The organism is Gordonia sp. NPDC062954 (assembly GCF_044543825.1).
GTDB lineage: Bacteria > Actinomycetota > Actinomycetes > Mycobacteriales > Mycobacteriaceae > Gordonia > Gordonia tangerina.
On the sequence record NZ_JBITWL010000005.1, the window covers coordinates 126,393 to 149,881 of the forward strand.

22 protein-coding genes are annotated in these 23,489 nt (G+C 66.6%); 15 read left to right on the plus strand and 7 right to left on the minus strand.

The genetic code is table 11. From position 1 onward, the window contains the following. The first annotated feature begins 209 nt into the window (after positions 1 to 209). Positions 210 to 1,913, plus strand: a complete 1,704-nt coding sequence (locus tag ACIGKQ_RS07385; RefSeq protein ID WP_235725127.1) for a sigma-54-dependent Fis family transcriptional regulator — start codon at positions 210 to 212, stop codon at positions 1,911 to 1,913. A gap of 52 nt (positions 1,914 to 1,965) precedes the next feature. On the opposite strand, the gene ACIGKQ_RS07390 is transcribed toward ACIGKQ_RS07385, so the two are convergent. Further along, positions 1,966 to 2,631 (minus strand): DUF6891 domain-containing protein, encoded by a 666-nt coding sequence (locus tag ACIGKQ_RS07390; protein ID WP_396573091.1) that lies wholly within the window; start codon positions 2,629 to 2,631, stop codon positions 1,966 to 1,968. Positions 2,632 to 2,787: 156 nt separating this feature from the next. Here ACIGKQ_RS07390 and ACIGKQ_RS07395 point away from each other — a divergent pair, with 156 nt between their 5' ends. From ACIGKQ_RS07395 to ACIGKQ_RS07420, 6 genes are all read left to right on the plus strand, one after another. Then, the gene (locus ACIGKQ_RS07395; RefSeq protein ID WP_308191723.1) at positions 2,788 to 3,489 is read left to right on the plus strand and encodes a class II aldolase/adducin family protein; all 702 of its coding nucleotides are present in this window, start codon (positions 2,788 to 2,790) and stop codon (positions 3,487 to 3,489) included. After that, entirely contained in the window at positions 3,486 to 4,391 is a 906-nt protein-coding gene (locus ACIGKQ_RS07400) for a carbohydrate kinase family protein (protein WP_235725072.1), read from the plus strand. Before ACIGKQ_RS07395 ends, ACIGKQ_RS07400 begins: the two co-directional genes overlap by 4 nt. Positions 4,392 to 4,500: 109 nt before the next feature. Continuing rightward, positions 4,501 to 4,911: a RidA family protein gene (locus ACIGKQ_RS07405; protein ID WP_235725073.1), complete on the plus strand. Its 411-nt coding sequence runs from the start codon at positions 4,501 to 4,503 to the stop codon at positions 4,909 to 4,911. A gap of 97 nt (positions 4,912 to 5,008) precedes the next feature. Next, positions 5,009 to 6,394, plus strand: coding sequence for an FAD-binding oxidoreductase (locus ACIGKQ_RS07410; protein ID WP_287017000.1), 1,386 nt, complete (start codon positions 5,009 to 5,011; stop codon positions 6,392 to 6,394). Between the two features lie 107 nt (positions 6,395 to 6,501). After that, the gene (locus ACIGKQ_RS07415) at positions 6,502 to 7,647 is read left to right on the plus strand and encodes a helix-turn-helix transcriptional regulator (protein ID WP_396572978.1); all 1,146 of its coding nucleotides are present in this window, start codon (positions 6,502 to 6,504) and stop codon (positions 7,645 to 7,647) included. 242 nt (positions 7,648 to 7,889) lie between these two features. Continuing rightward, positions 7,890 to 9,137, plus strand: a complete 1,248-nt coding sequence (locus ACIGKQ_RS07420) for a DUF222 domain-containing protein (protein WP_396572980.1) — start codon at positions 7,890 to 7,892, stop codon at positions 9,135 to 9,137. A 205-nt stretch (positions 9,138 to 9,342) separates the two neighbouring features. Here ACIGKQ_RS07420 and ACIGKQ_RS07425 read toward each other — a convergent pair whose 3' ends face one another. Beyond that, positions 9,343 to 9,924 (minus strand): TetR/AcrR family transcriptional regulator, encoded by a 582-nt coding sequence (locus ACIGKQ_RS07425; RefSeq protein WP_372475213.1) that lies wholly within the window; start codon positions 9,922 to 9,924, stop codon positions 9,343 to 9,345. A gap of 107 nt (positions 9,925 to 10,031) precedes the next feature. Between ACIGKQ_RS07425 and ACIGKQ_RS07430 the strand changes: the two genes are divergently transcribed. From ACIGKQ_RS07430 to ACIGKQ_RS07460, 7 genes are all read left to right on the plus strand, one after another. Continuing rightward, positions 10,032 to 11,807 (plus strand): acyl-CoA dehydrogenase, encoded by a 1,776-nt coding sequence (locus tag ACIGKQ_RS07430; RefSeq protein WP_235725078.1) that lies wholly within the window; start codon positions 10,032 to 10,034, stop codon positions 11,805 to 11,807. Positions 11,808 to 11,853: 46 nt separating this feature from the next. Next, entirely contained in the window at positions 11,854 to 12,615 is a 762-nt protein-coding gene (locus tag ACIGKQ_RS07435) for an SDR family NAD(P)-dependent oxidoreductase (RefSeq protein WP_235725079.1), read from the plus strand. A 3-nt stretch (positions 12,616 to 12,618) separates the two neighbouring features. Then, positions 12,619 to 13,401 (plus strand): SGNH/GDSL hydrolase family protein, encoded by a 783-nt coding sequence (locus tag ACIGKQ_RS07440; protein ID WP_396572983.1) that lies wholly within the window; start codon positions 12,619 to 12,621, stop codon positions 13,399 to 13,401. Between the two features lie 38 nt (positions 13,402 to 13,439). After that, positions 13,440 to 13,940 carry a PH domain-containing protein gene (locus tag ACIGKQ_RS07445; protein WP_396572985.1) on the plus strand — a complete coding sequence of 167 codons (501 nt, stop codon included), beginning with the start codon at positions 13,440 to 13,442 and terminating at the stop codon, positions 13,938 to 13,940. Further along, complete coding sequence (locus ACIGKQ_RS07450) at positions 13,927 to 15,423, plus strand: PH domain-containing protein (RefSeq protein ID WP_235725082.1); 1,497 nt, start codon at positions 13,927 to 13,929, stop codon at positions 15,421 to 15,423. The genes ACIGKQ_RS07445 and ACIGKQ_RS07450 overlap by 14 nt, the downstream gene beginning before the upstream one ends. Before the next feature lie 198 nt (positions 15,424 to 15,621). Further along, positions 15,622 to 17,433, plus strand: coding sequence for an FAD-dependent oxidoreductase (locus ACIGKQ_RS07455; RefSeq protein ID WP_396572987.1), 1,812 nt, complete (start codon positions 15,622 to 15,624; stop codon positions 17,431 to 17,433). A 41-nt stretch (positions 17,434 to 17,474) separates the two neighbouring features. Continuing rightward, positions 17,475 to 18,089, plus strand: a complete 615-nt coding sequence (locus ACIGKQ_RS07460) for a TetR/AcrR family transcriptional regulator (RefSeq protein ID WP_328712944.1) — start codon at positions 17,475 to 17,477, stop codon at positions 18,087 to 18,089. Between the two features lie 188 nt (positions 18,090 to 18,277). Here ACIGKQ_RS07460 and ACIGKQ_RS07465 read toward each other — a convergent pair whose 3' ends face one another. After that, positions 18,278 to 18,973: a cation transporter gene (locus ACIGKQ_RS07465; RefSeq protein WP_396572989.1), complete on the minus strand. Its 696-nt coding sequence runs from the start codon at positions 18,971 to 18,973 to the stop codon at positions 18,278 to 18,280. After that, the gene (locus ACIGKQ_RS07470) at positions 18,973 to 19,305 is read right to left on the minus strand and encodes a helix-turn-helix transcriptional regulator (RefSeq protein WP_287015965.1); all 333 of its coding nucleotides are present in this window, start codon (positions 19,303 to 19,305) and stop codon (positions 18,973 to 18,975) included. Before ACIGKQ_RS07470 ends, ACIGKQ_RS07465 begins: the two co-directional genes overlap by 1 nt. A 120-nt stretch (positions 19,306 to 19,425) precedes the next feature. On the opposite strand from ACIGKQ_RS07470, the gene ACIGKQ_RS07475 reads away from it, so the two are divergent. After that, positions 19,426 to 20,394 (plus strand): LysR substrate-binding domain-containing protein, encoded by a 969-nt coding sequence (locus ACIGKQ_RS07475; protein WP_328712943.1) that lies wholly within the window; start codon positions 19,426 to 19,428, stop codon positions 20,392 to 20,394. Between the two features lie 32 nt (positions 20,395 to 20,426). Here the strand turns inward: ACIGKQ_RS07475 and ACIGKQ_RS07480 are convergent, their stop codons facing one another. From ACIGKQ_RS07480 to ACIGKQ_RS07490, 3 genes are read right to left on the minus strand one after another with little or no spacing between them, the layout of a single operon-like run. After that, complete coding sequence (locus tag ACIGKQ_RS07480) at positions 20,427 to 21,644, minus strand: VWA domain-containing protein (protein WP_287015963.1); 1,218 nt, start codon at positions 21,642 to 21,644, stop codon at positions 20,427 to 20,429. A 13-nt stretch (positions 21,645 to 21,657) separates the two neighbouring features. Beyond that, the gene (locus tag ACIGKQ_RS07485) at positions 21,658 to 22,536 is read right to left on the minus strand and encodes a MoxR family ATPase (RefSeq protein ID WP_287015962.1); all 879 of its coding nucleotides are present in this window, start codon (positions 22,534 to 22,536) and stop codon (positions 21,658 to 21,660) included. Beyond that, positions 22,533 to 23,483 (minus strand): XdhC family protein, encoded by a 951-nt coding sequence (locus tag ACIGKQ_RS07490; protein WP_396572992.1) that lies wholly within the window; start codon positions 23,481 to 23,483, stop codon positions 22,533 to 22,535. The genes ACIGKQ_RS07485 and ACIGKQ_RS07490 overlap by 4 nt, the downstream gene beginning before the upstream one ends. Between the last annotated feature and the right edge of the window lie 6 nt (positions 23,484 to 23,489).

A 23,489-nucleotide genomic window follows, 5' to 3' on the forward strand; every position in this document is an offset into this window, starting at 1 on the left:
GATCGCGGCCGGCCCTCCTCGCCAGGATGACCGCATAACCAGGTTCTGTGCGGTGCGCGAGACGTTAGACTCGAACCGGTGTGAGATCCGCATCACAGCGCGGTCCACATCACAGAGGAGTTTGTTTGTCTGTGGGATTTCAGCCGACATCACCGAAACCACCGACCGCGGTCGCTGCGGCACGGGAGCGATTCCTGTCCGACGACAACATGCCGGTCGGGGTACGCGAGAGCATCTCGACGTCGTGGCGCCGATCGCGTGACTTCAACGTGCACGCCGATCGTCTGGAACTACCGTTCGTGCGCGAACCCAACCTGGAGAGTCCGCTGGTCAGCGCGGCCCGTCCAGTCATCCGACAGCTCGCCGACGACCTGTCCGCCGAACCGGTCAGCATCATCCTGACCTCCGCGGATGGGGTCGTGCTGTCGCGGGCCACGGCACATCGGCCGCTCGAGCGCAGGCTCGACGAGGTGAGTCTGGCCCCCGGCTACAGCTACCGCGAGGAACACGCCGGCACCAACGGGATCGGGACCGCACTGGAGAATCGGCAGGCCACCCTGGTCCGCGGCTCCGAGCATTACGCCGGGGTCCTCGCCGACCTGTCCTGCGCAGGGGTGCCGATCGTGCACCCCGTGTCCGGGACGTGTGTGGGTGCGCTCGATCTCACCGGACTCGCCGACGACGGCGGCCCGTTGTTGCTGTCGCTCGCGAAGTCGGCGACGGCACAGATCGAACAGCGGATGCTGTCCCAGGCGAGCGAACGCGAGTCGCGGCTGCTGAACGCATACCTGACCACCTGTCGACGTGCACCGCAGATGATGGTGTTGGCCATCGCGGGCGAGGTCGTGCTGATGAATCGGCGGTTGCGGCTGGCCATCGATCCCCAAGATCAGATCTCGCTGCTCGAGCACGCCGTCGATCAGACGCTCGACACCACGGCATCGCGCCGGGTCGGCACGATGGCCAGCGGGCGGGTCGCGCGACTCTCACCGATCCCAGAGTTCTGGGATGAAACAGCGGGAATGGCCATCTTCCACGTGCACCTGATCGATACCGGCAAACACACAGAACCGCCCATGACCCGGCGCCGCGGCTCGGCGTTGCCCGGCGTCGTGGGGCGTAGTTCGTCGTGGCATCAGTCCTGTGATCGGGTGGTCCGCTACCTCCGCGCGGGTGACTGGCTCGCCGTGTCCGGCGAGACCGGCACCGGACGATCCACTGTGCTGCGCGCCGGAGCCGCCCTGACCCGGGGCAACGTTCGGGTGTTTGCGGCGGCCGATCTCCAGATACCGGAGTCCCTCGACGCCCTCGACAGCGAACTCGACCGGGACGACTTCAGCGTGATACTGCGCGACATCGACACGCTCGACGGCGACACGTTGGCCACGATCGCCGACATGCTGCAGGGCCGCGAAGGGGCCGGCTGGGTGGGGGTGACAGTCGGCGATGTGACCGTCGATGCACTGCACGACGCGGATGCCGCGGCCATCCTGCTCCCGTTCTTCACCCACACGGTGCCCATCCCGCCACTGCGCCATCGCATCGAAGATCTGCACGACCTGATCCCGGCGCTGCTGCGGCAACTCACCCGCGGGCGCGAGCTGACGGTGTCGTCGGCGGCCATGCGTCAGCTCACCAAGTACAGCTGGCCCGGAAACGTCGCCGAACTCCGGCAGATCCTGCGCCAGATCGTCACCCACCAACGATCCGGTGTCATCGACGTGAACCAGCTTCCGCCGACGTGCCGCGCCCTCAGTCGACACACGCTCACCCGGATCGAGGCCATGGAACGCGACGCGATCATCCGAAGCCTAGAGGAAAACGGTGGGCACAAACCGGCCGCCGCTGCCGCGCTGGGTATCTCACGCGCCACGATCTACCGCAAGATCAAGGAATTCGGCATCGACGTGTGACAGCTCGGATGGCGGTGGCACCACCCACCGCTGTGCGCACCCGGCGCTCTGCCTACTCGGGCGCACCCGGCAACGGCTTGCGCCAGGCACCGATCCGCACATCGATCCGGTCATGATGTCCGCCCGACCAGATCACCTCGAGGTCGTGGCTGCGCAGCACTGCGACGATCTGTTCGGCCAACATCGTCTCGGTCTGCTCGTAGGCGAGGTGTTCGGCGTCGGTGTCGCCGTCCGACATCGCATCCAGTACCGATTCCGATACGGATTCGTGCGGCCGGAAACCGCTGTAGGACAGGGACAGAACAGGGTCGTCGTCGGCGATGTGGCCTGCGTCGGCCTCGGCGAAGAAGACATAGGCCCACTCACGAAACTTGTACCAGTCGTCGCGCTCGGGCGCCGGGGTGCGTTCGGCGTCGATGAGCGCAGTCGCACAGCGCGCGCAGCAGGCGAAGTTCATCCGGGCCAGGACGCCTGCGGCATCGAGTTCGCCGAACGCGGCACTCAACCGGCCGAAGTCACCGGTGTCGTTCCACGCAGCCTCGTCCGCACGTCGGGCGACCCACATTCGTCGTACCTCGGCGGTCACCTCGTCGGCCGACGCACCGTTGTCCTCGGCCCAATCGCGCGCGTCGGACTCGACCTCTTCGAGGTCGGTGAACCCCGGCGCCAGTCGCGACCTGATCAGCTGTCGTAGATCGGTGAGACGTTCTCCCCGCATCACGCTCCCATCGTCGATCCCCACGAAGTTTGGACGCACCGGCAGGCGTCGGGGTTCCGGCTCGACGGGGTTTCGTTCGTTCGAAGGACCGCCGAGCACTCGTCGCCACCACGACTTCGGCTGTTCGACCGACACCGGTCGCGTACGCTCACCGACGTGTCCCCCAGCGATGCATCCTCCGGCCACGACCCGTCCGGGCCGCTGTCCTTCGTAGACGAACGCACCGCCTTGGCCGCTGCAGCGCACCGGCTGCACCGGACCGGGATGACACACGGTACCGGTGGCAACCTGTCGATCCGGTGTGGCGACACCGTGATCTTGACGCCGTCGGGCTGCCGATTGGCCGACGTCACCGCCGACCACATGGTCCTCGTCGATCTCGACGGTACGGTCGTCGAGGACACCGTCCACCGCCCGACGTCGGAACTGCGAATCCACCTCGACATCTACCGGCGCACAACGGCACGCGCGGTCGCCCATGCCCACCCGGTGGCGTCGATCGCGGTGGCCAACATCGTCGACGAGTTGCCGGTGGTCCACTACACGGCGGCGTTGACCGGCGGGTCGGTCCGGGTGGCCGCCTACGCGGTCTTCGGCAGCGAGGCACTCGGCGACGCGGTGGCCGCCGCGTTAATCGACCGGACTGCGGCGCTGATGCGCAACCACGGATCGGTCGCCTATGGCGATGACATCGACATGGCCTGCGAGCGTATCGAACTCGTCGATTGGCTGGCCGACATCTACCTGCGTTCGGCTGCGGTGGCGACGCCGGCATCCCTTACCTCCGACGAGGTCGTCGAGGTGATCGCCACGGCGCTGCAACGACAGTACTCACCATTTCCCGGGAGGAAGACATGAGGATAGCGACGCTCGGCGCGCATGTTCTCGACGTGCTGGCACAACCGGTCGACGAGATCCCGGACGGTCAGGGTGCCGTGCTGGTGCAGAGTATCCGGATGTCGGCGGCGGGCCCGGCCGGCGGCACCGCGATCACCCTGGCCAAACTGGGCGTCGAGGTCCACACCGTAGGCGCGGTCGGCGACGACGACCCCGCCGGCATGCTGAGGATGATGCTCGGACGGTTCGGCGTGCACACCGACCACCTGGTGGCCGTCGCCCAGCCGACCTCGATGAGCGTGCTGCCCATTCGCAGCAACGGTGACCGGCCGGCGCTGCATGTTCCGGGCGCCAACCTCGCCTACCCCCTTCCCGATGCACCTCGCGACCTGCTGACCACGGTCGATCACGTCCACGTAGGTGCTCCCGAACTGCTCAACCCGCCGGAGCTGGCGCCGCTGCTCGCCGACATCCGCGCAACCGGTGTCACCGTGTCCGCCGACATCCTCACCGACGGCGATCCGGGTGTCCTCGCCTGGCTCGAACCGGTGCTGCCCCACCTCGACTACCTGTTGCCCAACGACGATCAGATACGTGGACTGACCGGCGAGAGCGATCTGGTGGCCGCCTGTCGCCGGCTGATCGATCGCGGCGTCGCAACCGTGGCACCGACCGCCGGCGCAGACGGCGCCTATGTGGTTACCGCCGAGACCACCGACCACGCAGCCGCACACGATGTCGACGTCGTGGACACGAGCGGCTGCGGCGACGCTTTCTCGGCCGGTTTCCTCGCCGCGCGCGTACACGGACTCTCCCTACTCGAGTCGGCCGAGATCGGTTGCGCGGTGGCCGGAATCGTGGCAACAGGATTGGGTTCGGACCACGGCGAGATGTCGTGGGACACCGTGTCGCGCGAGCGCTGAGTCGGTGACCTGGGGGTCGGTCGGATGACCGACCCCCAGGTTTCTGGGTGCGCGATTCCCCGGTTGATCGGGATGGGCAACGTGGCGGCGACGAGCCAGGCTCATAACCATGAACACACCAACCGACACCATCGTTGCCATCAACCCGACGACCTGGAACGCCCCGTTCCGCTTCGACCACGCCCAGTTGCGACCTGCCCCCAGCCAAGTGCTGAGCATTGCCGGGCAGGCTTCTGTCGCCGACGATGGCACCGTCGTGCACGAGGGCGACGTGGCGGCCCAACTGTCGCTTGCGGTCCACCACATCGAAGAGATCCTCGCTTCGGCGCAGATGACCCTCGCCGACGTCTTCATGATGACCATCTACACCACCGACGTCGCAGCCACCCTGGCCGCGTATGAGGCGCTCACCGAACGACTCGACGTACACGGCGCCACCCCGCCGGCCGCCCTGGTCGGGGTCACCGCCCTCGCGCTACCCGGTCTCGCCGTCGAGATCGCGGTGCAGGCGGGGCGCTGAGTTTCGTCGTCCCAATCCCGTTGTGCGGCCCTCTCACCGCAACCACGGTCCCCCAACGTAATTCATCAACGCACACCGATTCATCCAAGGAGAAACCATGTCCATCACCACCCCCGAAGAACACATCCCGCCCGCCGGTCCCCTCGACGTCACAGAACTCGACGCGGCCGTCGCCGGCCCGGTGCTCACCCCCGACGACGCCGACTACCCCACCGAACTGGCCGGTTTCAACGCGGCCGCCACACCCGCGCCGGCCGTCGTCGTGGGCGCGACGTCGCCGGCCGACGTCGCCGAGGCAGTGCGCTATGCCCGCGCCAACGGACTGCGTGTGGGCGTCCGGGCCACCGGACACGGGCCCGTCATCTCCGGCCGTGGCCACCTGACCATCACCACCTCCCGCATGACCGACATCCAGGTCGACGCCGCGGCCAAGACCGCCCGGGTCGCCGCCGGGGTCCGGTGGCGCGATCTCGCTGCCGCAACGGCACCGCACGGGCTGACCGGGCTGGTCGGGTCGTCGTCATCGGTGGGCATCGTCGGCTACACGCTCGGTGGTGGACTCAGCCCGCTGGGACGGCAATTCGGCTTCGCCGCCGACCGGGTACGACGTATCGAACTGGTGACCGCCGACGGTGTCATCCGGACGGTCGACGCGGGTGCGGGTTCCGACCTGTTCTGGGCACTGCTCGGGGGCCGCGACGGGTGCGGCATCGTCACCGCGATCGAACTCGACCTGATCGATCTGGCCACCATCTACGGAGGTGGTGTCTTCTTCGCCGGCGATGCGGCCGAGCAGGTGCTGCACGCGTGGCGCGACTGGGCGCCCACCCTGCCGGACACCGCCGGATCGTCGGTGGCCATCGTGCGGCTCCCACCGGATCCGAATCTGCCGCCACCGCTGCAGGGACAAACTGTCGTGCACGTGCGTTTCACCTACACCGGCGATCCCGCCGTGGGTGCGCAGATGCTGGCGCCGATGATGTCCGCCGGACCAGTGTTGTTGAGCAACGTCGACGTCCTGCCGACGGCTGCCCTCGACGCGGTGCACATGGACCCGCCCGGTCCGCTCCCGAGCGTCGAGCGCGGATGCGGTATCCGTGATCTACCGGCCGAGGCCGTCGACGCGGTGTTGGCCGTCGCCGGACCGCAGGTCGCGAGTCCGCTGGCCATTGTCGAGATCCGACTGCTCGGCGGTGCGCTCGCCTCACCGCAGGGCGTGCCCAACGCGGTGACCGGGCGCGCGGCCCGCTATTGCGTGATGGCGATCGGGGTACCCGCGGGACCGCTGGGCGATCAGGCCGGCGCCCACGTCGCCGCCGTCAACGGCGCCCTCTCCCCATGGGCGAGCGACGGTCTGCTCAACTTCGCGGGCCAGACCCCGGCCGCCGAGCTGTCCACACTCTGGACAGCCGCCGACTGGTCGCGACTCGAGGAGATCCGACGCCGCCACGACCCCGCGGGGATGTTCACCCGGATCGGCTGATCACACACTGACGGCGAGGGTGCACCGCGCACCCTCGCCGCGGGCTGTCCGAATTCCCCCAAATTTCTGGGATAGACAGATGACCTGCGAAAACGGAGAATCTTTTCATGACGACGAGTCTGACTGCCGAGCGCGTTCGCAGTGATGTCGACGTACTCGCCCGCGCCGGTCTCGACGTCGGCGACTTTCTCGGTGAGGCGATCGGTTCGCTGATTCGCGCCGTACCGCACGCGGCGGCGTGTATGGCGACCGTGGATCCCAACACTCTGCTGCTGACCAGCACCCGCAAGTACGGAAACCTGTTGGGGCGCAACGAGCACGACGACGAGTGGGGACTGCGGGAGTACGGGGCACCGGAGTGTTCGTCGTTTCGGCAGCTCGCCCGCGCCGGTGTCGATGCCGTCGGCATGCACGACCTGACGGCGGGCCGAACCCAGGATTCACCCCGCATGCACGAGTTCATGCGGCCGCACTATGACTTCACCGACGAAGCGCGGCTCATCCTGCGTGACGGCGACCAGGTGTGGGGTGGCATCGCCTTCTTCCGCGAGCTCGACGAGCAGCCGTTCATCCCGAGCGAGATCGAATTCCTGCGGACGTTGTCCCAGCCGCTCGCCCGGGGCGTCCGCACGGGTTTGCTCGCGAGCATCGTCGCGGAGCCGCAGACGACGCCCTCAGGACCCTGCGTACTCATCGTCGACAGTTCCAATCAGATGATCCAGATGAGCGCCGGCGCCGAGGAGCGGGTGGCCGATCTGCTGTCCGGGGCGAACAGTGGTGCCGCGACGTCGGTGATCACCGGCCTGGTGAGCGCCGCACGCCGGTACGGGCGGGGCGAATCCGATGTCCCACCGAGGCTGCGGGTACGCGGCGCATCGGGCATGTGGCTTGTCGTGCACGCCTCGCCCTTGTCGAGCACCGTCGATCGCGTAGGCGAGGTGGTGGTCACCATCGAGGAGGCACGGCCGCCGGAGATCGTGCCACTCGTGGTGGCCGCCTTCGGCCTCACGTCCCGCGAGCGCGACGTCACCCAGATGGTGCTGCAGGGGGTCGCAACCAAGGACATCGCCACAACGCTGCACGTATCCGCCTATACCGTCCAGGACCATCTCAAGTCGATCTTCGACAAGGCGGGCGTGCGCAGCCGCCGCGAACTGATCGCGCGCGTCTATTTCGACCAATACGCACCCCGGATGAACGATCCGCTGCTGCCATCGGGGTCTTACTCCGCCGGCCCATCGGAGCTGATGTGACCGACGGTGCCGTCAGTGGTTGATGCCGTCGAGTGCTTATCCAGCCGAACTTGCCGCACGTTCAGGCGAATTGTCTTCTCGCGGTGATTTCTACCCACAACGCGTAACTCCTGTGACTCCTGTTTACCAAAGTCCAATGAAACCAGCTTTTTTCACTGCGCACCCATCCAAACGTTCTGTCGCAGAATAATTCTCAACAGGACTTCCTTGACGTCGAACATTCTTTCGATTACCTTGGAATCATGAGAACTTCGGGGGATCTCACATCCATTACTGATTCACTGCGTGAGCTGTGCTTTGCCGACGACATGTCGGGTCGGGCAGCGTTTGATGCGATGACCGCTCTGGTCACGTTGCGTAATCTGATCGACCATCACGCCGCGACGGTGGTCGGCCATCTGGACCGCCTCGGTGTGGCCCGCGACCACGGCCGCAAGTTGAGTGAGTTGTTGATCGTGATGGGCCTGGCACCGGCGGTGGCGTCCCGTCTGATCCGTATCGCCACCGCCCGTGAGCAGCTCCCCACTCTGGGCGCGCATGCCGCCGATGGGGCGATCTCGGCCGAACATGTGGACGCGGTGGGTAAAGGGGTCGATCATGTCGGGAAAAGATCGGCGGAACCGATCGACGATGTAGCGCGTCTAAACATCGTGACCGAACTTCTCGCGCACTTCTTTTCCGGCGCCACGCCCGCCGACATCGGTAAACGCGCGCGTCGTCTGGGCAACCAGGCCGCCGCCGACACCGGTGGGCTACCGGCATCCGAGGACCGCAACCTCAACACGCTCGTCCACGATGTCGACGGTGACGGACGCCTGCAAGTGCGCGCCGACCTCAACACCGAAGTCGGCGAGAAGTTCTCGGCTGCGATGGAAGAGTTGGCGGCACCCCGCCCCGAACCTGACGGCTCACCGGATGCCCGCAGCCCCGAACGCCGGCATGCCGACGCCCTCGAAGCGCTCTTGGATATCGCTGCCCGCAGTGGCGATGCGGCCTCGGCACCCCGTCACCAAATATTGGTGTCGGTGCCCGCCGATACCCCGGATCTGGCCGAACTACCATTCATGGGCTCACTCACCGAAGCCATGCTGCGCACCCTGACCTGTGACAGCACCGCGACCGTCGCGATCGTCGACGGTGAGGCGGTGCCGATGGAGATGAGTAAAGACAAACGCCTGTTCCCAGCCCATCTCCGTAAAGCGTTGCACAAACGCGACGAGTGTTGCATCAAATGCGGCGTGGCGGCCTCCCGCTGCCAGGGCCATCACCTCGTGCATTGGGCTGATGGTGGAATCACGGTGTTGGACAACGGATGTTTGCTGTGCCCGTCGTGCCATGCCGACATCCACCACAACGGGTGGGAAGTGATCATGGGCCACGACCGACATCCCTGGCTCCTCCCACCCGTCGCTGTCGACCCGACACGTCGGCCGATACCGGCCTACAACCGACGCACCCTCAACCTCGACAACCTACCCGCCGCCGCCTGAGCGACGCAGTCACAGTCTTCCCACGCACCCGACCCCGGTCGGGACCGCAACCGTCCCTTGAAAACTCCATAGCGTGAAACAACGGCGCCGCAACGGTGTCGCGTACCCGACGGCCACCACAGTTGCACGCCAACCAGGGTGGTGCGCGGTACGCGACACCTTGCGCCGGCGGCCACATTGCCCGAAAACCGTATGCGCGTGGCGATCACCGCACCATACGGACCGCAAGCTCCCCGTAGGCTGCACCGAGCTCCACCGGATCCTGGTGAGTGCGCGACGGGAACCACCGGCACACGTCGACACACAACGACGACAGGGCCAGCACTACATCGTCCGCCGCGGTAACGGTGAACTCACCGGAGTCGATCCCGCGATGCACGATCGCGGCCAGCACGTCGGAGGTTTCGCGGCGGATCGCGGTGATCGTCCGATAGTGCTCGCGAGTGAGGCCATGCAGTTCGTATTGCACGACCTTGGCCAGTTCGTGATGCTCGGCCTGCCAGCGGGTGAACTCCTCGATCACGATCCGCAGCCGTTCGGCCGCAGGCAGCGAGTCGTTGTCGGCCTTGCGCAGTGCCGACAAAACGCCCTGATGACCATCCATTGCGATGGCGTAGAGCAGCTCTTCCTTCGACTTGTAGTGCGGGTACATCGCCGCGGCGCTCATGTTCAGCCGTTTGGCGATCTGCCGCGTCGACGTCCCGCCGTAGCCCACCTCGGCGAACGATGCGATGGCGGCCTGACGAATCCGTTCGGCGGCCGCAGAGTCCCGCGTCGTCACCGGCATCTCGCACCTCACTCGATCAAGGGCCTTGTTGACCTCATCGCACTGTACGATGCATCATAAGCGAGCGCTTAGGAGATGAGCGATCGCTTAGCCAACGAAGGAGCATCATGGCCGCACCACTCTCCCGTCGCGATCTCGAGTTCCTGCTCTACGAGTGGCTCGACGCCGAGGCCCTCACCGCTCGCACTCGTTTTCAGGAGCACTCCCGGGAGACGTTCGACGCGGTGCTCGAGCTCAGCGAAGACCTCGCCACCAAGCGCTTCGCCCCGGTGAACAAGCTCGGCGACCAGCACGAACCCTACGTAGGTGAGGACGGCAAGGTCGTGTTGCCGGCCGAGATCACCTCCGGCATCGCCGAGTTCGTCAAGGCCGGCCTCACCGCAGGCTCCTTCGACGAGGCACTGGGCGGGATGCAGTTGCCCACGGTGATCAGTCGTGCCTCGAGCGCCTGGTTCCAGGCCGCCAATGCGGCGATGTCGTCCTACGCATTCCTCACCGTCGGCAACGCGAACCTGCTCGCCGAATACGGCACCCCCGAGCAGATCGACACCTGGGTGCGACCGATGGTCGAGGGCCGCTTCTTCGGGACCATGTGCCTGTCGGAACCGCAGGCTGGATCGTCGCTGGCCGACATCACCACCAAGGCGCAGCCGCAGTCCGACGGCTCCTACCGCATCACCGGTACCAAGATGTGGATCTCCGCCGGTGAGCACGAACTGTCGGAGAACATCGTGCACCTCGTGCTCGCCAAGGCACCCGGCGGCGAACCGGGCGTGAAGGGCATCTCACTGTTCATCGTGCCGAAGTATCTGGCTGACGGCACCCGCAATGACGTGGCGCTCGTCGGGCTCAATCACAAGATGGGCAATCGCGCCACCACCAACACTCTGCTGAACTTCGGCGACGGAACGCACACCCCGACCGACATTCCCGGCGCGGTCGGATACCTCGTCGGCGCGGAACACCGCGGGTTGTCGTACATGTTCAAGATGATGAACGAGGCCCGCATCGGGGTCGGATTCCTCGCCACCGCACTGGGATACGCCGGTTATCAGGCGTCACTCGAATACGCCAAGGTGCGCACCCAGGGCCGTCCGGTCGATCAGAAGGACCCGGCGAGCAAGCCGATACCGATCGTCGAGCACTCCGACGTCAAGCGGATGCTGCTGGCGCAGAAGTCCTATGTGGAGGGCGCGCTGGCACTGGAGCTGTACTGCAGCAAGCTCGTCGATCTGCAACAGACCGGCTCCGACGAGGAGCAAGCGCGCGCGGGCCTGCTGCTCGACGTACTCACCCCGATCGCCAAGAGTTGGCCATCGCAGTGGTGTCTGGAGGCCAACAGTCTGGCCATCCAGGTGCACGGTGGGTACGGCTACACCAAGGAATTCGATGTCGAGCAGTACTACCGCGACAACCGTCTGAACCCGATCCACGAGGGCACCCACGGCATTCACGGCCTGGATCTGTTGGGCCGCAAGGTCGTCATGGCCGATGGTGCCGGGTTGGCATTGCTGACCGACACCGTCGGCGCCACCATCGATCGCGCCATCGCCGAGCCCGACACCGCAGCGTTCGGCGAACAGCTGCGCACCGCCGTCGACCACCTCGTGGCGACCACGGCGGCCGCCTGGTCGACGGGCGATCCGGCCGTCGCCCTGGCCAACGCCACCACCTATCTCGAGGCCGCCGGCCACATCGTGGTGGCCTGGATGTGGCTCGAACAGCTCCTGGCCGTCGGCGCGAAGACCGGGAACTTTTATGACGGCAAACGCGCAGCGGCTCGCTATTTCTTCGGCTACGAACTGCCCAAGACCCGCACACAGCTCGAGTTGGTCGCGGCACTGGACCGGACCACCCTGGACACCGACCCGGCCTGGCTGTAGCGGGGCCCGCCACGCCACGCCACGCCACGAGATTGAGGAGAACTGCATGTCTATAACAGATCTGTTCGACGTGACCGACAAGGTCGTGATCGTGACCGGCGCGTCGTCGGGGCTCGGGGTGGCGTTCGCCAAGGCCTTCGCCGAGGCGGGCGCCGACATCGTGCTCGCCGCACGGCGTGCCGAGAAGTTGGCCGACACTGCCGCCGAAGTGGAAGCACGGGGCCGCAAAGCCCTCAGCGTGCCCGCCGACATCGCCGATCCCGACCAATGCCAAGCCGTCGTCGACGCCGCGATGGAGGCGTTCGGCCACGTCGACATCTTGATCAACAACGCTGGTATCGGGACGGCGGTGCCGGCGACCCGCGAGACGCCCGATCAGTTCCGATCGGTCATCGACATCAACCTGAACGGGTCGTACTGGATGGCGCAGGCGTGTGCGCGCGTCATGCAACCGGGCAGCGCAATCATCAACATCTCCAGCATCCTCGGACTCACCACTGCCGGGCTCCCCCAGGCCGCGTACTCGGCCAGCAAGGCCGGTGTCATCGGGCTGACCCGAGATCTCGCCCAGCAGTGGGGTTCACGCAAGGGAATTCGGGTCAACGCCATCGCCCCCGGATTCTTCGCCAGCGAGATGACCGACAGCTACCAAGACGGCTACATCGATTCCCAGGCACCGCGCATCCTGCTCGGCCGCATCGGACAAGGCGAGGAACTGGCCGCCGCCGCCATCTGGCTGGCCTCACCTGCCGCCGGGTACGTGACAGGGCAGACCATCCCGGTCGACGGCGGCATCACCGTCACCTAAACCATGCGGCAGCAGACGAATCCAGTTCGATACGTCGCGGTCGGCGACAGTTTCACCGAAGGTGTGGGCGGAGCGCTGGTCGGCGAGCGGGTGCGGGGGTGGGCAGATCTGGTCGCCGACGGGCTCGCCCTGCACCATGGCCACATTGAGTACGCGAATCTGGCGATCCGTGGCCGGTTGTTGGCGCCGATCGCGACCGAGCAGGTCGACGCGGCACTGGCCCTCGATCCCCTGCCGACGCTGATGACGTTCAACGGCGGCGGCAACGACATGTTGCGGCGCGGTATCGATCCCGACGGACTGATCGAACTGACCAGGATCGCGGTGCGCCGCTGCGTCGAAGCCGGGATCGACGTGCTGTTGCTCGCCGGCGCGGACCCGTCCGGCGGACTGCCGTTCGGTGACACCATCCGCGCCCGCGGGGAGACGCTGACCATTGCGACGGCGGCGCTCGCCGAGGAGATGGGTGTGAGGTTCGTCGATCTCTTCCACGATGCCGAGCTCCGCCGACCCGGGTACTGGTCCGACGATCGACTCCATCTCAACCCCGTCGGCCATCAGCGTGTCGCCGCACAGCTGTTGGCTGCGCTCGGCGTGCACACGGTGCCGATCCCGGATCCACCGCTCGCCGCTGCCGGTCGCGGTCGCGCCGTGGAGGATCTACGATTCGTCCGCACCCATCTCACACCCTGGGTAATCCGGCGCCTGCGTGGTCGCTCATCCGGTGACGATCGAACGGCGAAGCATCCGACCTGGGTCACGGTCGACACGACGTCGGTCGGCTGAGACGCGTAGGGCACCGGAGTTCGTAGACTGTCGGTGACATGGCTGACACCCCTGCGCTGCTCCTGCGCGAACCCGCCCACCGAGTCGATCGACGGTCGATCACGATGTGGCGGATGACGCCCCTGTTGGCGGGGCTCCCCTTGCTCGCTGCCTGCGTCATCGTCGCGGCGCTCGTCGATCAGGTGCGGCTGATCGCCGTCATCGCCGCGATCGTCTGTGCGCTGGTCACTGCGTTCTACGTCACGGTCGTACCGATGTGGCGCTATCGGTTTCACCGTTGGGAGATCAGTGACAAGGCCGTGTACACCCAATCGGGATGGTTCACCCGGTCGCGCGTGATGATCCCGATCGCACGTATCCAGGTCGTCGACACGGCGGCCGGCCCGATCGAACAGTTGCTCAACCTCGCCACGCTTACCGTCACCACCGCATCCTCGGCGGGCACCATCCGTATCGTCGGACTCGACTCAGCTGTCGCACGCACCACCGCCGCCGACCTCACCGCGCGTACGCAGGCCGACACCGATGACGCGACCTGACCCCGGCGCCATCGTCGTCGACCGCCACGACCAGTGGCATCGTCTGTCCCCCTGGATGATGGCGGTCCGCCCCGTAGAGCAACTGCCGCAGCTGATCCCGGTGGCACTGGCGATCGTCTTCGCCGGCCGCAACGCGCCTTTGCTCATGCTGGCGCTCGGCGTCGTCGCCGTGGTGGTGGTCGCCCTGGTCCCGTGGCTGACGACCCGCTATCAGGTGACCGACGAACACGTGCGGGTGCGCAGCGGGTGGCTGACCAAGAAGGTGGCCACCGCCCGCCGGGACCGCGTGCGCAGCGTGGACCTCACCGCATCGCTCCCGCTGCGCATCCTCGGCCTGCAGAAGGTCCGGATCGGTACCGGCGGTGACAAGCAGTCGTCGGTGGTGGAACTCAACGCGATCGGTGCACCCGAAGCCCACGGATTGCACGAATCCCTGATGGCGACCGCGGCGCGCGACAGCGCCCAGACCGCTACACCCTCCGATCGCGTGTCGGCTCCCCAGCAGCTCTCACGCTTTCGGCTGTCCTGGCTGCGCTATGCACCGTTCTCGATGGCAGGGCTCGCCGCGGCCGCCGCCGTCGGTGGGCTCGCCGCGCAGATCGCCGGTGAGGCCGGCCTCTATGAACGTGGGGCCGACATCGCCGAGAGCACCGCCGACCGGCTCCGCGCGATTCCGGTACCGCTGCTCGTCACGACGGCAGTCGTGGCCGTGCTCGTCGTTGGTGCGGTGCTGTCGGTCGCGGGCTACGTACTCGGGTACTGGAACTTCGATCTGAGCCGCAACGGCGACGACGCGACGTTGCGGATTCGGCGCGGACTCCTGACGACCAACGCGACCAGCCTCGATGAGGAACGGATTCGCGGCGTCCACCTTCACGAACCGATCTTGATGCGGCCGCTGCATGGAGCACGTCTGCATGCCATCGCCACCGGATCGTCCAAGAGCCCACTGTTGCTGCCACCCGCACCGGCCGACGAAGCGATCCGTGTCGGCCGGCTGGTGACCCACGACGGCGACGAACTCACGGTGCCGCTGATCCGACACGGTTCCGGGGCCCGGTCGCGACGCCTCACCCGCGGCTTTCTCGGCGGCGCTCTGATCGCCGTCCTGGTGATCGTCGCCGTCGCGGGCCCGCTGACCTGGCCGTGGCTGGCCGTCGCCATCGCCGCTGCGATCGGCGGCAGCGGCCTCGGCGTGGTGCGCTACCGCAATCTCGGATACCGGATCACTGATCGGTCGGTGGTCGTCGCCCCACCGCGGGTCGCGCGTCATCGCTACGCCGTGGCCCGCGACGGTGTCGTCGGCTGGGCCTCGCGCGAATCGTTGTTCCAGCGTCGCCGCGGCGTCGAGACGCTGGTGCTGGCGACCGCCGCCGGCACCGAGGCCTACGCGATGGTCGACCTCGCACCAGAGTCGTCCGCACACGTCATCGACACCGTCTCCCCCGACCTCGTCGCGCCCTTCCTCAGTCAGACCCGTTGACTGGGCGCCGTTTCCCGTCGAGTGGGCACCGTTTACCGTCGAGTGGCTCCCGATGGCCTCGTCCACACGGCACCACGTGCCCACTGAGACACTTGACCAACTTTTTGAGACTGTTTCGCCAACTCGTCCCACGGTCGCTCTAAGAGTGGTAGAAATCACATCAGTCAGTACTGACTGGTTTGTCGAGGGACGGGGACCATGGACATCGACCGAAACGACATCAATCGACGTTCCGCACTCAAGGGTGCGGCTGCCGCAGCGGTGCTGGCCGGCACCGCGGTCGCCTTACCAAATGTGGCGGTGCCGTCGGCCCGAGCGGTCCCGCGCGTCGGCCAGAGCAAGGGCCGCGAGGTGGCCATCTTCGGCGGCGGGATGTCAGGGCTGACGGCCGCGCACGAACTGATCGAACGCGGATTCCGGGTGACCGTGTACGAGCCCGCCTTCCTCGGCGGCAAGGCGCGTAGCCACGATGTGCCGAACACCGCACGCGGCGGTCGTCACCATCTGCCGGGAGAACACGGCTTCCGCTTCTATCCAGGCTGCTACCAACATGTTCCGGACACGATGGAGCGCATTCCGCTCGCCGGTGGCGGCGACGTCAAGCACCGTCACCTGGTCAACGTCGAAGCCGCGGTCGTCGCATTCGACGACGCGGGGTACGCGCCGGTGTCGGCCCCCGCCTCGATCATGGGTTTCGTTGACCATGCCGCCGACATCGTCAACCTCGAGAACCTGCGCAACGCACTGACCACCGGTCTGAAGTTCGTGGTGGACATCCCGCCGCATGAGCTGGCCTACTTCGTGGCTCGCGAGCTCGTCATCGCTACCAGTTGCGAGGAACGACGCCTGGGCCAGTGGGAGAAGCAATCTTGGCTGCAGTTCGTCAAAGCAGACGGCAAGTCGCCCGCCTACCGCGCCTACCTGGCGGGCGCACTCACACGTGCCCTGGTCGCGGCGAAGTCACACACCGCGTCTGCTCGCACGATCGGCCAGATCGGCCTGGCGCTGGCCACCTCCGCCACCGGGCTGGTCGGGCAGTACGACGCGGAGCTGGTCAACGGTGGCGTCGACCGGATCCTCAACGGGCCGACCAATCACACCTGGATCGATCCGTGGGTCGCCTATCTCCGGTCGCGTGGGGTGCGCTTCGCCATGCGGACCGGCGTCAGCCGATTCCAGGTGGCGGGCAAACGCATCACCGGTGCCACCATGAGCGACGGCAGCACGGTGACCGCCGATTGGTTCGTCGCGGCGATGCCCATCGACCGACTCAAGCCGTTGCTCACCCCCGACCTCGTGGGTGCCGATCCAACACTGGCCGGAATCCATCGCCTACAAGACGATTGGATGGTCGGCATCCAGTACTTCCTGTCCCGCGAATCCGAGGTGCCGCCGAGTCACATCGCATCACTCGGAACCCCATGGGCGCTGACGGGACTGTTCCAGGCGAAGCCGTGGAATGTCGACTTCGCCAAGACCTACGGGGACGGCACGGTGCGCGACTGCCTGTCCATCGACATCTCCGAATGGGAGAAGCCCGGAATCCTCTACGGCAAGACCGCGAAACAGTGCACCCGCAAGGAGATCGCGCGCGAGGCGTGGGCGCAGATGAGCCGGGCGATGAACGCCGGCGGAAAGCCGATCCTGCGCGATGAGGAACTGGTCAGCTGGTCGCTGGACCCGGGTATCACCTGGTCCCCGACCATCCAGAACGCCACCCCGCTGATGGTCAACACCGCCGGCTCCTACGCGGATCGTCCCACGGCGCACACCCGGCTGCCGAACTTCTTCATCGCCGGCGACCACGTCCGGACCAACATCGATCTGGCGACGATGGAGGGAGCCAACGAATCCGGTCGACGAGTCACCAACGCGATCCTCGCGGCAGCCGACAGTCCCGCACGGCCCGCGCCGGTCTTCCCGTTGTGGGAGTTGCCGATGCTCGATCCGTTCAAGGACGAAGACCGCAAGCGTTATCGCGCGGGTCAACCGCATGTCCTCGACGTCTGACGCCGCAGCACAGCGCGCCGCGTCGACACTAGACTCGCGGCATGGATCCCTCGCCGCGCGCAACCGACCACCCGGCCACCCGGCCACGCGGTGAGCGCACCCGGTCCCAGATCCTCGATGCCGCGCTCCGCACACTGGTCGAACGGGGCTACGCCAAGACCAGCACACTGGCGATTCAGGCCGAAGCAGGTGTGACGCGGGGCCGGCTACTGCACCATTACCCCTCCCGAGACAGCCTTCTGATGGCCGCCGTCGATCATCTCGCACGCACCCGCATCGCGGAAATGCCCGAACAGGTGGACTGGCCCAGTGATCCCGCCGAACGGATCGGGCCCGCGATCGAACTGGGCTGGACCACGTTTCACCAACCGTATTTCGTCGCATCGATGGAACTGTGGATCGCCGCACGGACCAACGAGCAGCTCCGCAACGCACTGGTGCCGACGGAACGGCGGCTGGGACCGACGGTGCGTAGCGCCGTCGCCAGTTTCCTCGGCGACGAACTGACCTCCCGACCGCGGTACCCCGAGCTGTACCCGCTGCTGTTGTCGAGCATGCGTGGGGTGGCCACCACCTATCTGATCGACCGCCGCGATCCGACCACCGACCCACACCTCGAGTTGTGGAAGTCGATGACAAGGACGTATCTCCTGTGACTCCCGAACGGCGAGATGCCATCGAGCATCGCGTTAGCGAAGTCCTGCCACGAGGAGTCGTGGAATCCGGCGGCGCGGCGATCAACGCGCGACCCCGATGAGGCCGCAGTCGGATTGGCGACGGCATCGATTGTCCAGTCGTCACATTCTGACGCCCCAGTCAACGCAATTTGGCGCTCAATCGACGGTTAGGAGCAGCAGTCACAATCATGGGCCGTGACCCCGCGACCGATTGCCGGCGCACAGCATGCGTCGCCCTTCCATGAGTTGACACCCTCGCGGACCGCGATGCCCGCAATGACGAGTGCCGCAATCGGGTCTGCCCACGACCATCCGAGCAAACTGTTGAGCAACAAACCGACAAGCAACACCGCTGACAGGTAGGTGCACAGCAGCGTCTGCTTGGAATCAGCGACCGCCGTGAGGGATCCGAGCTCGCGCCCGGTGCGACGCTCCGCCCACGACAATACCGGCATGACAACGACACTCGCCGCAGCCAACGCGATCCCGACCGACGAGTGCTCGGCCTCAGTGCCGAAACCGAAGAGAGCAAGAATCGAATCGACTCCGACGTACAACGCCAGCGCGAAGAACGAGAACGCGATGATCCGCAACGTGATCTTCTCGCGATGCTCTGGGTCCTTGCCGGCGAACTGCCAGGCGACGGCCGCCGCCGACGACACCTCGATGACCGAATCGAGACCGAAGCCGATGAGCGCACCCGACGACACCCGCGCTCCCTCGGAAAGCGCAATAACCGCCTCGATCACGTTGTAGTTGATCGTGATCGCGACAAACCATCGAATCCGACGCTGCAACAACTGCCGACGGTCCGCGCTGATCGTCGGACTGCCCACCGCCGGCATCCCCAGTTCCGATGCCATCAGCAGCAGTCCTCGTCATCGGCGTTGTCACAGCAAGCGGGGTCCACCGCCAGAACCAGACCGAGCAAGTCGTCGAGGGCGTGCGCGATTCGCTGATCGGCCAGTTCGTATCGGGTCCGACGTCCTTCCGGCACCGCGACCACCAGGCCGCAACCACGTAGACAGCTCAAATGATTCGACAGCGACTGCCGCGTGACGCCGATGGACTCGGCCAACTCGGAAGGGTACGCCCCGCCGGTGCGCAGGCGTAGCAGAACCTGCGTACGCGTGGAATCCGACAACGCGTACCCGAACCTCGTCAACGCATCGCGGACAACGACAACTGTTTCCATACGGCGGACAGTACACGCAAATCTGAATACAGAAAACTCTCAACCATCAGGGAATCTGGGGCTGCGCAGCACCGCGGAAACAACGCAATCGACGCCGCGGCCTCAAATACCATGGGGTCCATGACATCGGCCCAACTGCGCGCGTTCGTCGCCATCGTGCGGACCGGGTCGGTCAAGCAAGCAGCAGCAGAACTCGGCCTCACCGAGCAGGCGGTGTCGATGCATGTCGCCCAACTACGCAAGAGCCTGGGCGACCAGTTGTTCCGACGCACACATTCCGGACTGGCGTTCACCCCTGGGGGTTTGCGGCTCGCGGCGCGCGCAGTGGAGATCCTGGGCCTGCAAGACCAAACGGTCAGCGAAGTCGAAGCCGCTGCCGGTGGCCAGCGGACAATTCGCCTCGCCGCGTCGAGCCTGTTCGCCGAGCACGCCGCCGGCGGGTTGATCGATCTGTTCACGCGCCGCGCAAAGGACCTCGGGGTGGAACTCACCGTCCAGCCGCCAGATCAGTTCGCCACCCTGCTCGCCTCGCGTGCCGTCGACATCGCCATCGGACCGGCACCGCTGGAATCGGAGACGACGGCGGCCGTCCCGGCGCTGAGCAGCCGCGAGTTCCTGACCTATGACATCGAGGTGATGGCGGCCCCGAGCCATCGGTTCGCCGAGCGGCGGGCGAGCCCGGAGGAACTGGCCCACGCCACCTGGAATCTCGGCCCATCGGCCACCGGAAAACGCGGCGCCATTCCCGAGATGCTGGCCGATCTCGGCATCGCCGAGGAATCCCAGCGGATCTTCCAGAGCGACGCCGCCGCGTGGGAGGAAACCCAACGCGGCACCGGATTGACGCTGGCGCTGACCTTCGCGGTGTACTCCGATCTGGCCGCCGGGCGCCTCACCCGCGTCTCAGGTGCGGGCGTGCACCGGCGCGCCACCTGGAGCGCGACGACCCTCGCCCACGACGCCACCCGCACGGCCGGTGAACTCATGCGCTTCGTCACCACTCCGAGGGCGATCCAGGCCATGCTGCGCGGTTCGGGTGTACCGGTGAAGAACTTCCGGCCCGCGGTCTATGTCACCCTGTGGAATTGACGTCACCTGGTGGAATCGAGTCCGTGAACCATTCATCGCCGGCGAAGCCCGGTCACCGCGGTGACCAGATCGGCGAGGTCGGCGACTGTCGCCGCCGGGAGCACGCGGTCGCAGTACGGCAGAGCAGCAGCCATGCCGCCCACGAGCGGCTCGTACCCGTCGGCACCGGCGCGCGGGTTGAGCCAGACCACCGCGAAGGTTCGGCGCGTTATCCGCGCCATCGCGCGTGTCATCTGCGCCGGATCGTCAGAATCCCAACCGTCGGAGGCAATCACGCAGATCGCTCCGCGCAGCGTCTGTCCGTGGCGGGAGGCGACCAGTGCCTGCAGGCTCGACGCGATCCGGGTTCCGCCGAATCGGTCGGTCACCTGCGCACTCGCCGTCTCGATGGCGTCGTCGACCGAGGAGCGGGCCAACATCGGCGTCATCCGAGTCAGCGTGGTGCCGAACGCGAAGGTCTCGCCGCGTCCGTATCGCGTCAGTACACGCATGACGTGCAGGTAGGCGCTGGTGTAGGCCTGCATGGACGCAGACACGTCGCAGATCATCACCACGCGGCGATCGCGCCACATCGCCCCGCGATAGACAACGTCGGCCAGCTCCCATCCGGTGTACCGGGAACGTGCCAATGTGGCGCGCAGGTCGATTCGCCTACCATCGACGCGCGTTCGTTCCCGACGCCCGCGTCGACGGGGCCACGTTGCGATCGCGCCGTCCAACCATGCCTCGACCTGCCGCAGTTGTGCGGTGTCCAACCGGTCGAAGGGCAGTCCGGAAATCGCTTCGATGGCGCTGGGACGAGGCACCCAGACCGGTGAACCATCGTCATCTCCGGCGGCCGACTCGTCGACGACCGACATGCGCGGCAGCGTCGTCCACGGCAACGTGTCTCCCGCACCCCCACGTCCGGCCGCATCCCTGGCAACCGGACGGTCCTGTTGCCCCGACCGAACCGTCGACCGACTGCGCATCGCGACCGGATCCAGCGAGAAGACCGCATCGTCAAACACCGCGGCGAACACGGCATCGAACGTCGACAGGTCGGATTGCCTACGCACCAGCGTGATCCGCATCGTCCAATACAGCTGCCGTCGATCCGACAGCACGGCTCGCCCCAGCACGTCGAGTGCGCGGCACAATACTGCGGCATCGGCGTGACCGACCGGCAGCCCCGCGGTTCGCAGCCGGTCGATGAAACCGGCCGCGAAAGCCGCCCGGTCCACATGCGCCACGATCGCCGCTCTGGTCATTCCGGGTGCCGTTTCAGAGCACGGAACCGTGTTCGAGCGCCGCCAGCAGCATCTCGTGGTCGTCGGGCGTCTTGACCAGGGTGCCCAGCGTGGGCGCCACCGTGGTGGCGACCAACTCGGTGACACCGAGGGTGATCAGGGCCGACACCCAGTCGATCGCCTCGGCGATACCCGGCGGCTTGTCGAGATCTAGTTCCCGCACCCGACCGACGAACACCGACGCGTCTTCCAGCAGCGGTGCCGAGGCGCCGGACACCGTGCGCCGCAAGATCGCGACCACCTGCGCCGCACCGGGATAGACGATCCAGTGATAGAGGCAGCGCCGCCGCAACGCCTCGTGGAGCTCACGACTGCGGTTGGATGTCAGCACCACCAGCGGCCGACGCTGCGCCCGGATGGTGCCGAGTTCCGGCACGGTGACCGCGCCCTCACCGAGGAACTCGAACAGCAATGCCTCGAATTCATCGTCGGCGCGGTCGATCTCGTCGATCAGCAGAACCGGCGGGCGGGCTCCGCGGTGCCGGATCGCCGCCAACAGCGGCCGTTCCGAGAGGAACTCGGGCGCATACAGATCCGCGTCGGAGAAATCCTGACCCCGCGACTCCGACATCTTGATGGCCAGCAGTTGACGCTGATAGTTCCATTCGTACAGGGCGTCATGGGCCGCCAGCCCCTCATAACACTGCAGGCGGATCAGGTCGGTGTCCAGGGCGGTGGCCAGTGCGGTCGCCGCCGACGTCTTACCCACCCCCGGTTCACCTTCCAGCAGGATCGGCATCTGCAGCGACGTCGCCAGGAAAAGCGCAGTCGCCAGACCTTCGTCGGCGAGATAATCCACGGCATCGAGGTGGCGCGCGACGTCGTCGGCCGAGGAGAACAACGGCGACGTCATTGAGCCGCCTGCAACCCACCCGCCGACCGCGCGACGAAGGTGTCCCGACATCCTTTGCAGCAGAACCAATGTGAACCGGAATCGTCGTCATACTCGATGGTATCGGCGGACACCATCACGGTCATCCCGCAGATCGGGTCGACCTCGCGTCGAGGCTCGACTACAGCTGGGGCATCCTCGGGTGCGCCGGTGCCGGCCAGACCGTCGCGCCGAATGGCCGCCACCACCGCAGCCAGCACCGACAGCGCAATCTCCGGCGGCGTGCGTGCACCGATGTCGAGGCCGACCGGGGTGTGCACGCATGCACGGTCGGTCACCGACAGATCCATCGCGTCGAGTACCGTCGCGCCGCGCCTCACGCTTGCCACCAGTCCGACGAACGGCACGTGGTGATCAAGTGCCGTGCGGATCGCCGCGGCCTCATCACCGCCGTGACTGGCGATGATCGAGGCCACCACCCCATGGGGTTCGGTGAACTCCCACACGCCGGCGGCTTCCGGGTCCACCCGGCTCACCGCCCAACCCAGCAACCGGGCCTGGTCGACGATGGCCAACGCGATCGGCTTGTCCCCGACGACCTGAATGATCGGGGTGGGCACCACCGGTTGGATGAAGATCTCCAGCGCACCCCCGGACAGACATGGGTTGACCGCGACCCGCGCGCCAGAGGTCTCCGGATACGTCTCGGCGCCTTCGGGCAGAACCCGCAGCAGGACCCCTTCACCGGCGGCGATCGAGTCGACGGCACTCTGGCGCACCGATTCGACCGCGCACTGGCCGCCCACGAATCCGAACATCTCTCCGTCCGCCATCACCAACGCCTGGTCGCCCGCCCGGGCCGATGTCGGCGGCTGCGCCCGCACCACGGTGGCGCGCGCAAACGGTCTGCGCCGATCGGTGAGGTCGGCGGCCATCTCGTCCAGCGATCTGCCGTGTTCGGATGTCATGCTGCT

Coding starts and splice junctions, on each gene's coding strand:
- ACIGKQ_RS07440 (WP_396572983.1), top strand. CDS start 12,619: ATGCGGCAGCAGACGAATCCAGTTCGATACGTCGCGGTCGGCGACAGT.
- ACIGKQ_RS07455 (WP_396572987.1), top strand. CDS start 15,622: ATGGACATCGACCGAAACGACATCAATCGACGTTCCGCACTCAAGGGT.
- ACIGKQ_RS07415 (WP_396572978.1), top strand. CDS start 6,502: ATGACGACGAGTCTGACTGCCGAGCGCGTTCGCAGTGATGTCGACGTA.
- ACIGKQ_RS07475 (WP_328712943.1), top strand. CDS start 19,426: ATGACATCGGCCCAACTGCGCGCGTTCGTCGCCATCGTGCGGACCGGG.
- ACIGKQ_RS07385 (WP_235725127.1), top strand. CDS start 210: ATGCCGGTCGGGGTACGCGAGAGCATCTCGACGTCGTGGCGCCGATCG.
- ACIGKQ_RS07470 (WP_287015965.1), bottom strand. CDS start 19,305: ATGGAAACAGTTGTCGTTGTCCGCGATGCGTTGACGAGGTTCGGGTAC.
- ACIGKQ_RS07425 (WP_372475213.1), bottom strand. CDS start 9,924: ATGCCGGTGACGACGCGGGACTCTGCGGCCGCCGAACGGATTCGTCAG.
- ACIGKQ_RS07410 (WP_287017000.1), top strand. CDS start 5,009: ATGTCCATCACCACCCCCGAAGAACACATCCCGCCCGCCGGTCCCCTC.
- ACIGKQ_RS07490 (WP_396572992.1), bottom strand. CDS start 23,483: ATGACATCCGAACACGGCAGATCGCTGGACGAGATGGCCGCCGACCTC.
- ACIGKQ_RS07445 (WP_396572985.1), top strand. CDS start 13,440: ATGGCTGACACCCCTGCGCTGCTCCTGCGCGAACCCGCCCACCGAGTC.
- ACIGKQ_RS07400 (WP_235725072.1), top strand. CDS start 3,486: ATGAGGATAGCGACGCTCGGCGCGCATGTTCTCGACGTGCTGGCACAA.
- ACIGKQ_RS07430 (WP_235725078.1), top strand. CDS start 10,032: ATGGCCGCACCACTCTCCCGTCGCGATCTCGAGTTCCTGCTCTACGAG.
- ACIGKQ_RS07465 (WP_396572989.1), bottom strand. CDS start 18,973: ATGGCATCGGAACTGGGGATGCCGGCGGTGGGCAGTCCGACGATCAGC.
- ACIGKQ_RS07420 (WP_396572980.1), top strand. CDS start 7,890: ATGAGAACTTCGGGGGATCTCACATCCATTACTGATTCACTGCGTGAG.
- ACIGKQ_RS07485 (WP_287015962.1), bottom strand. CDS start 22,536: ATGACGTCGCCGTTGTTCTCCTCGGCCGACGACGTCGCGCGCCACCTC.
- ACIGKQ_RS07390 (WP_396573091.1), bottom strand. CDS start 2,631: ATGCGGGGAGAACGTCTCACCGATCTACGACAGCTGATCAGGTCGCGA.
- ACIGKQ_RS07405 (WP_235725073.1), top strand. CDS start 4,501: ATGAACACACCAACCGACACCATCGTTGCCATCAACCCGACGACCTGG.
- ACIGKQ_RS07450 (WP_235725082.1), top strand. CDS start 13,927: ATGACGCGACCTGACCCCGGCGCCATCGTCGTCGACCGCCACGACCAG.
- ACIGKQ_RS07480 (WP_287015963.1), bottom strand. CDS start 21,644: ATGACCAGAGCGGCGATCGTGGCGCATGTGGACCGGGCGGCTTTCGCG.
- ACIGKQ_RS07435 (WP_235725079.1), top strand. CDS start 11,854: ATGTCTATAACAGATCTGTTCGACGTGACCGACAAGGTCGTGATCGTG.
- ACIGKQ_RS07460 (WP_328712944.1), top strand. CDS start 17,475: ATGGATCCCTCGCCGCGCGCAACCGACCACCCGGCCACCCGGCCACGC.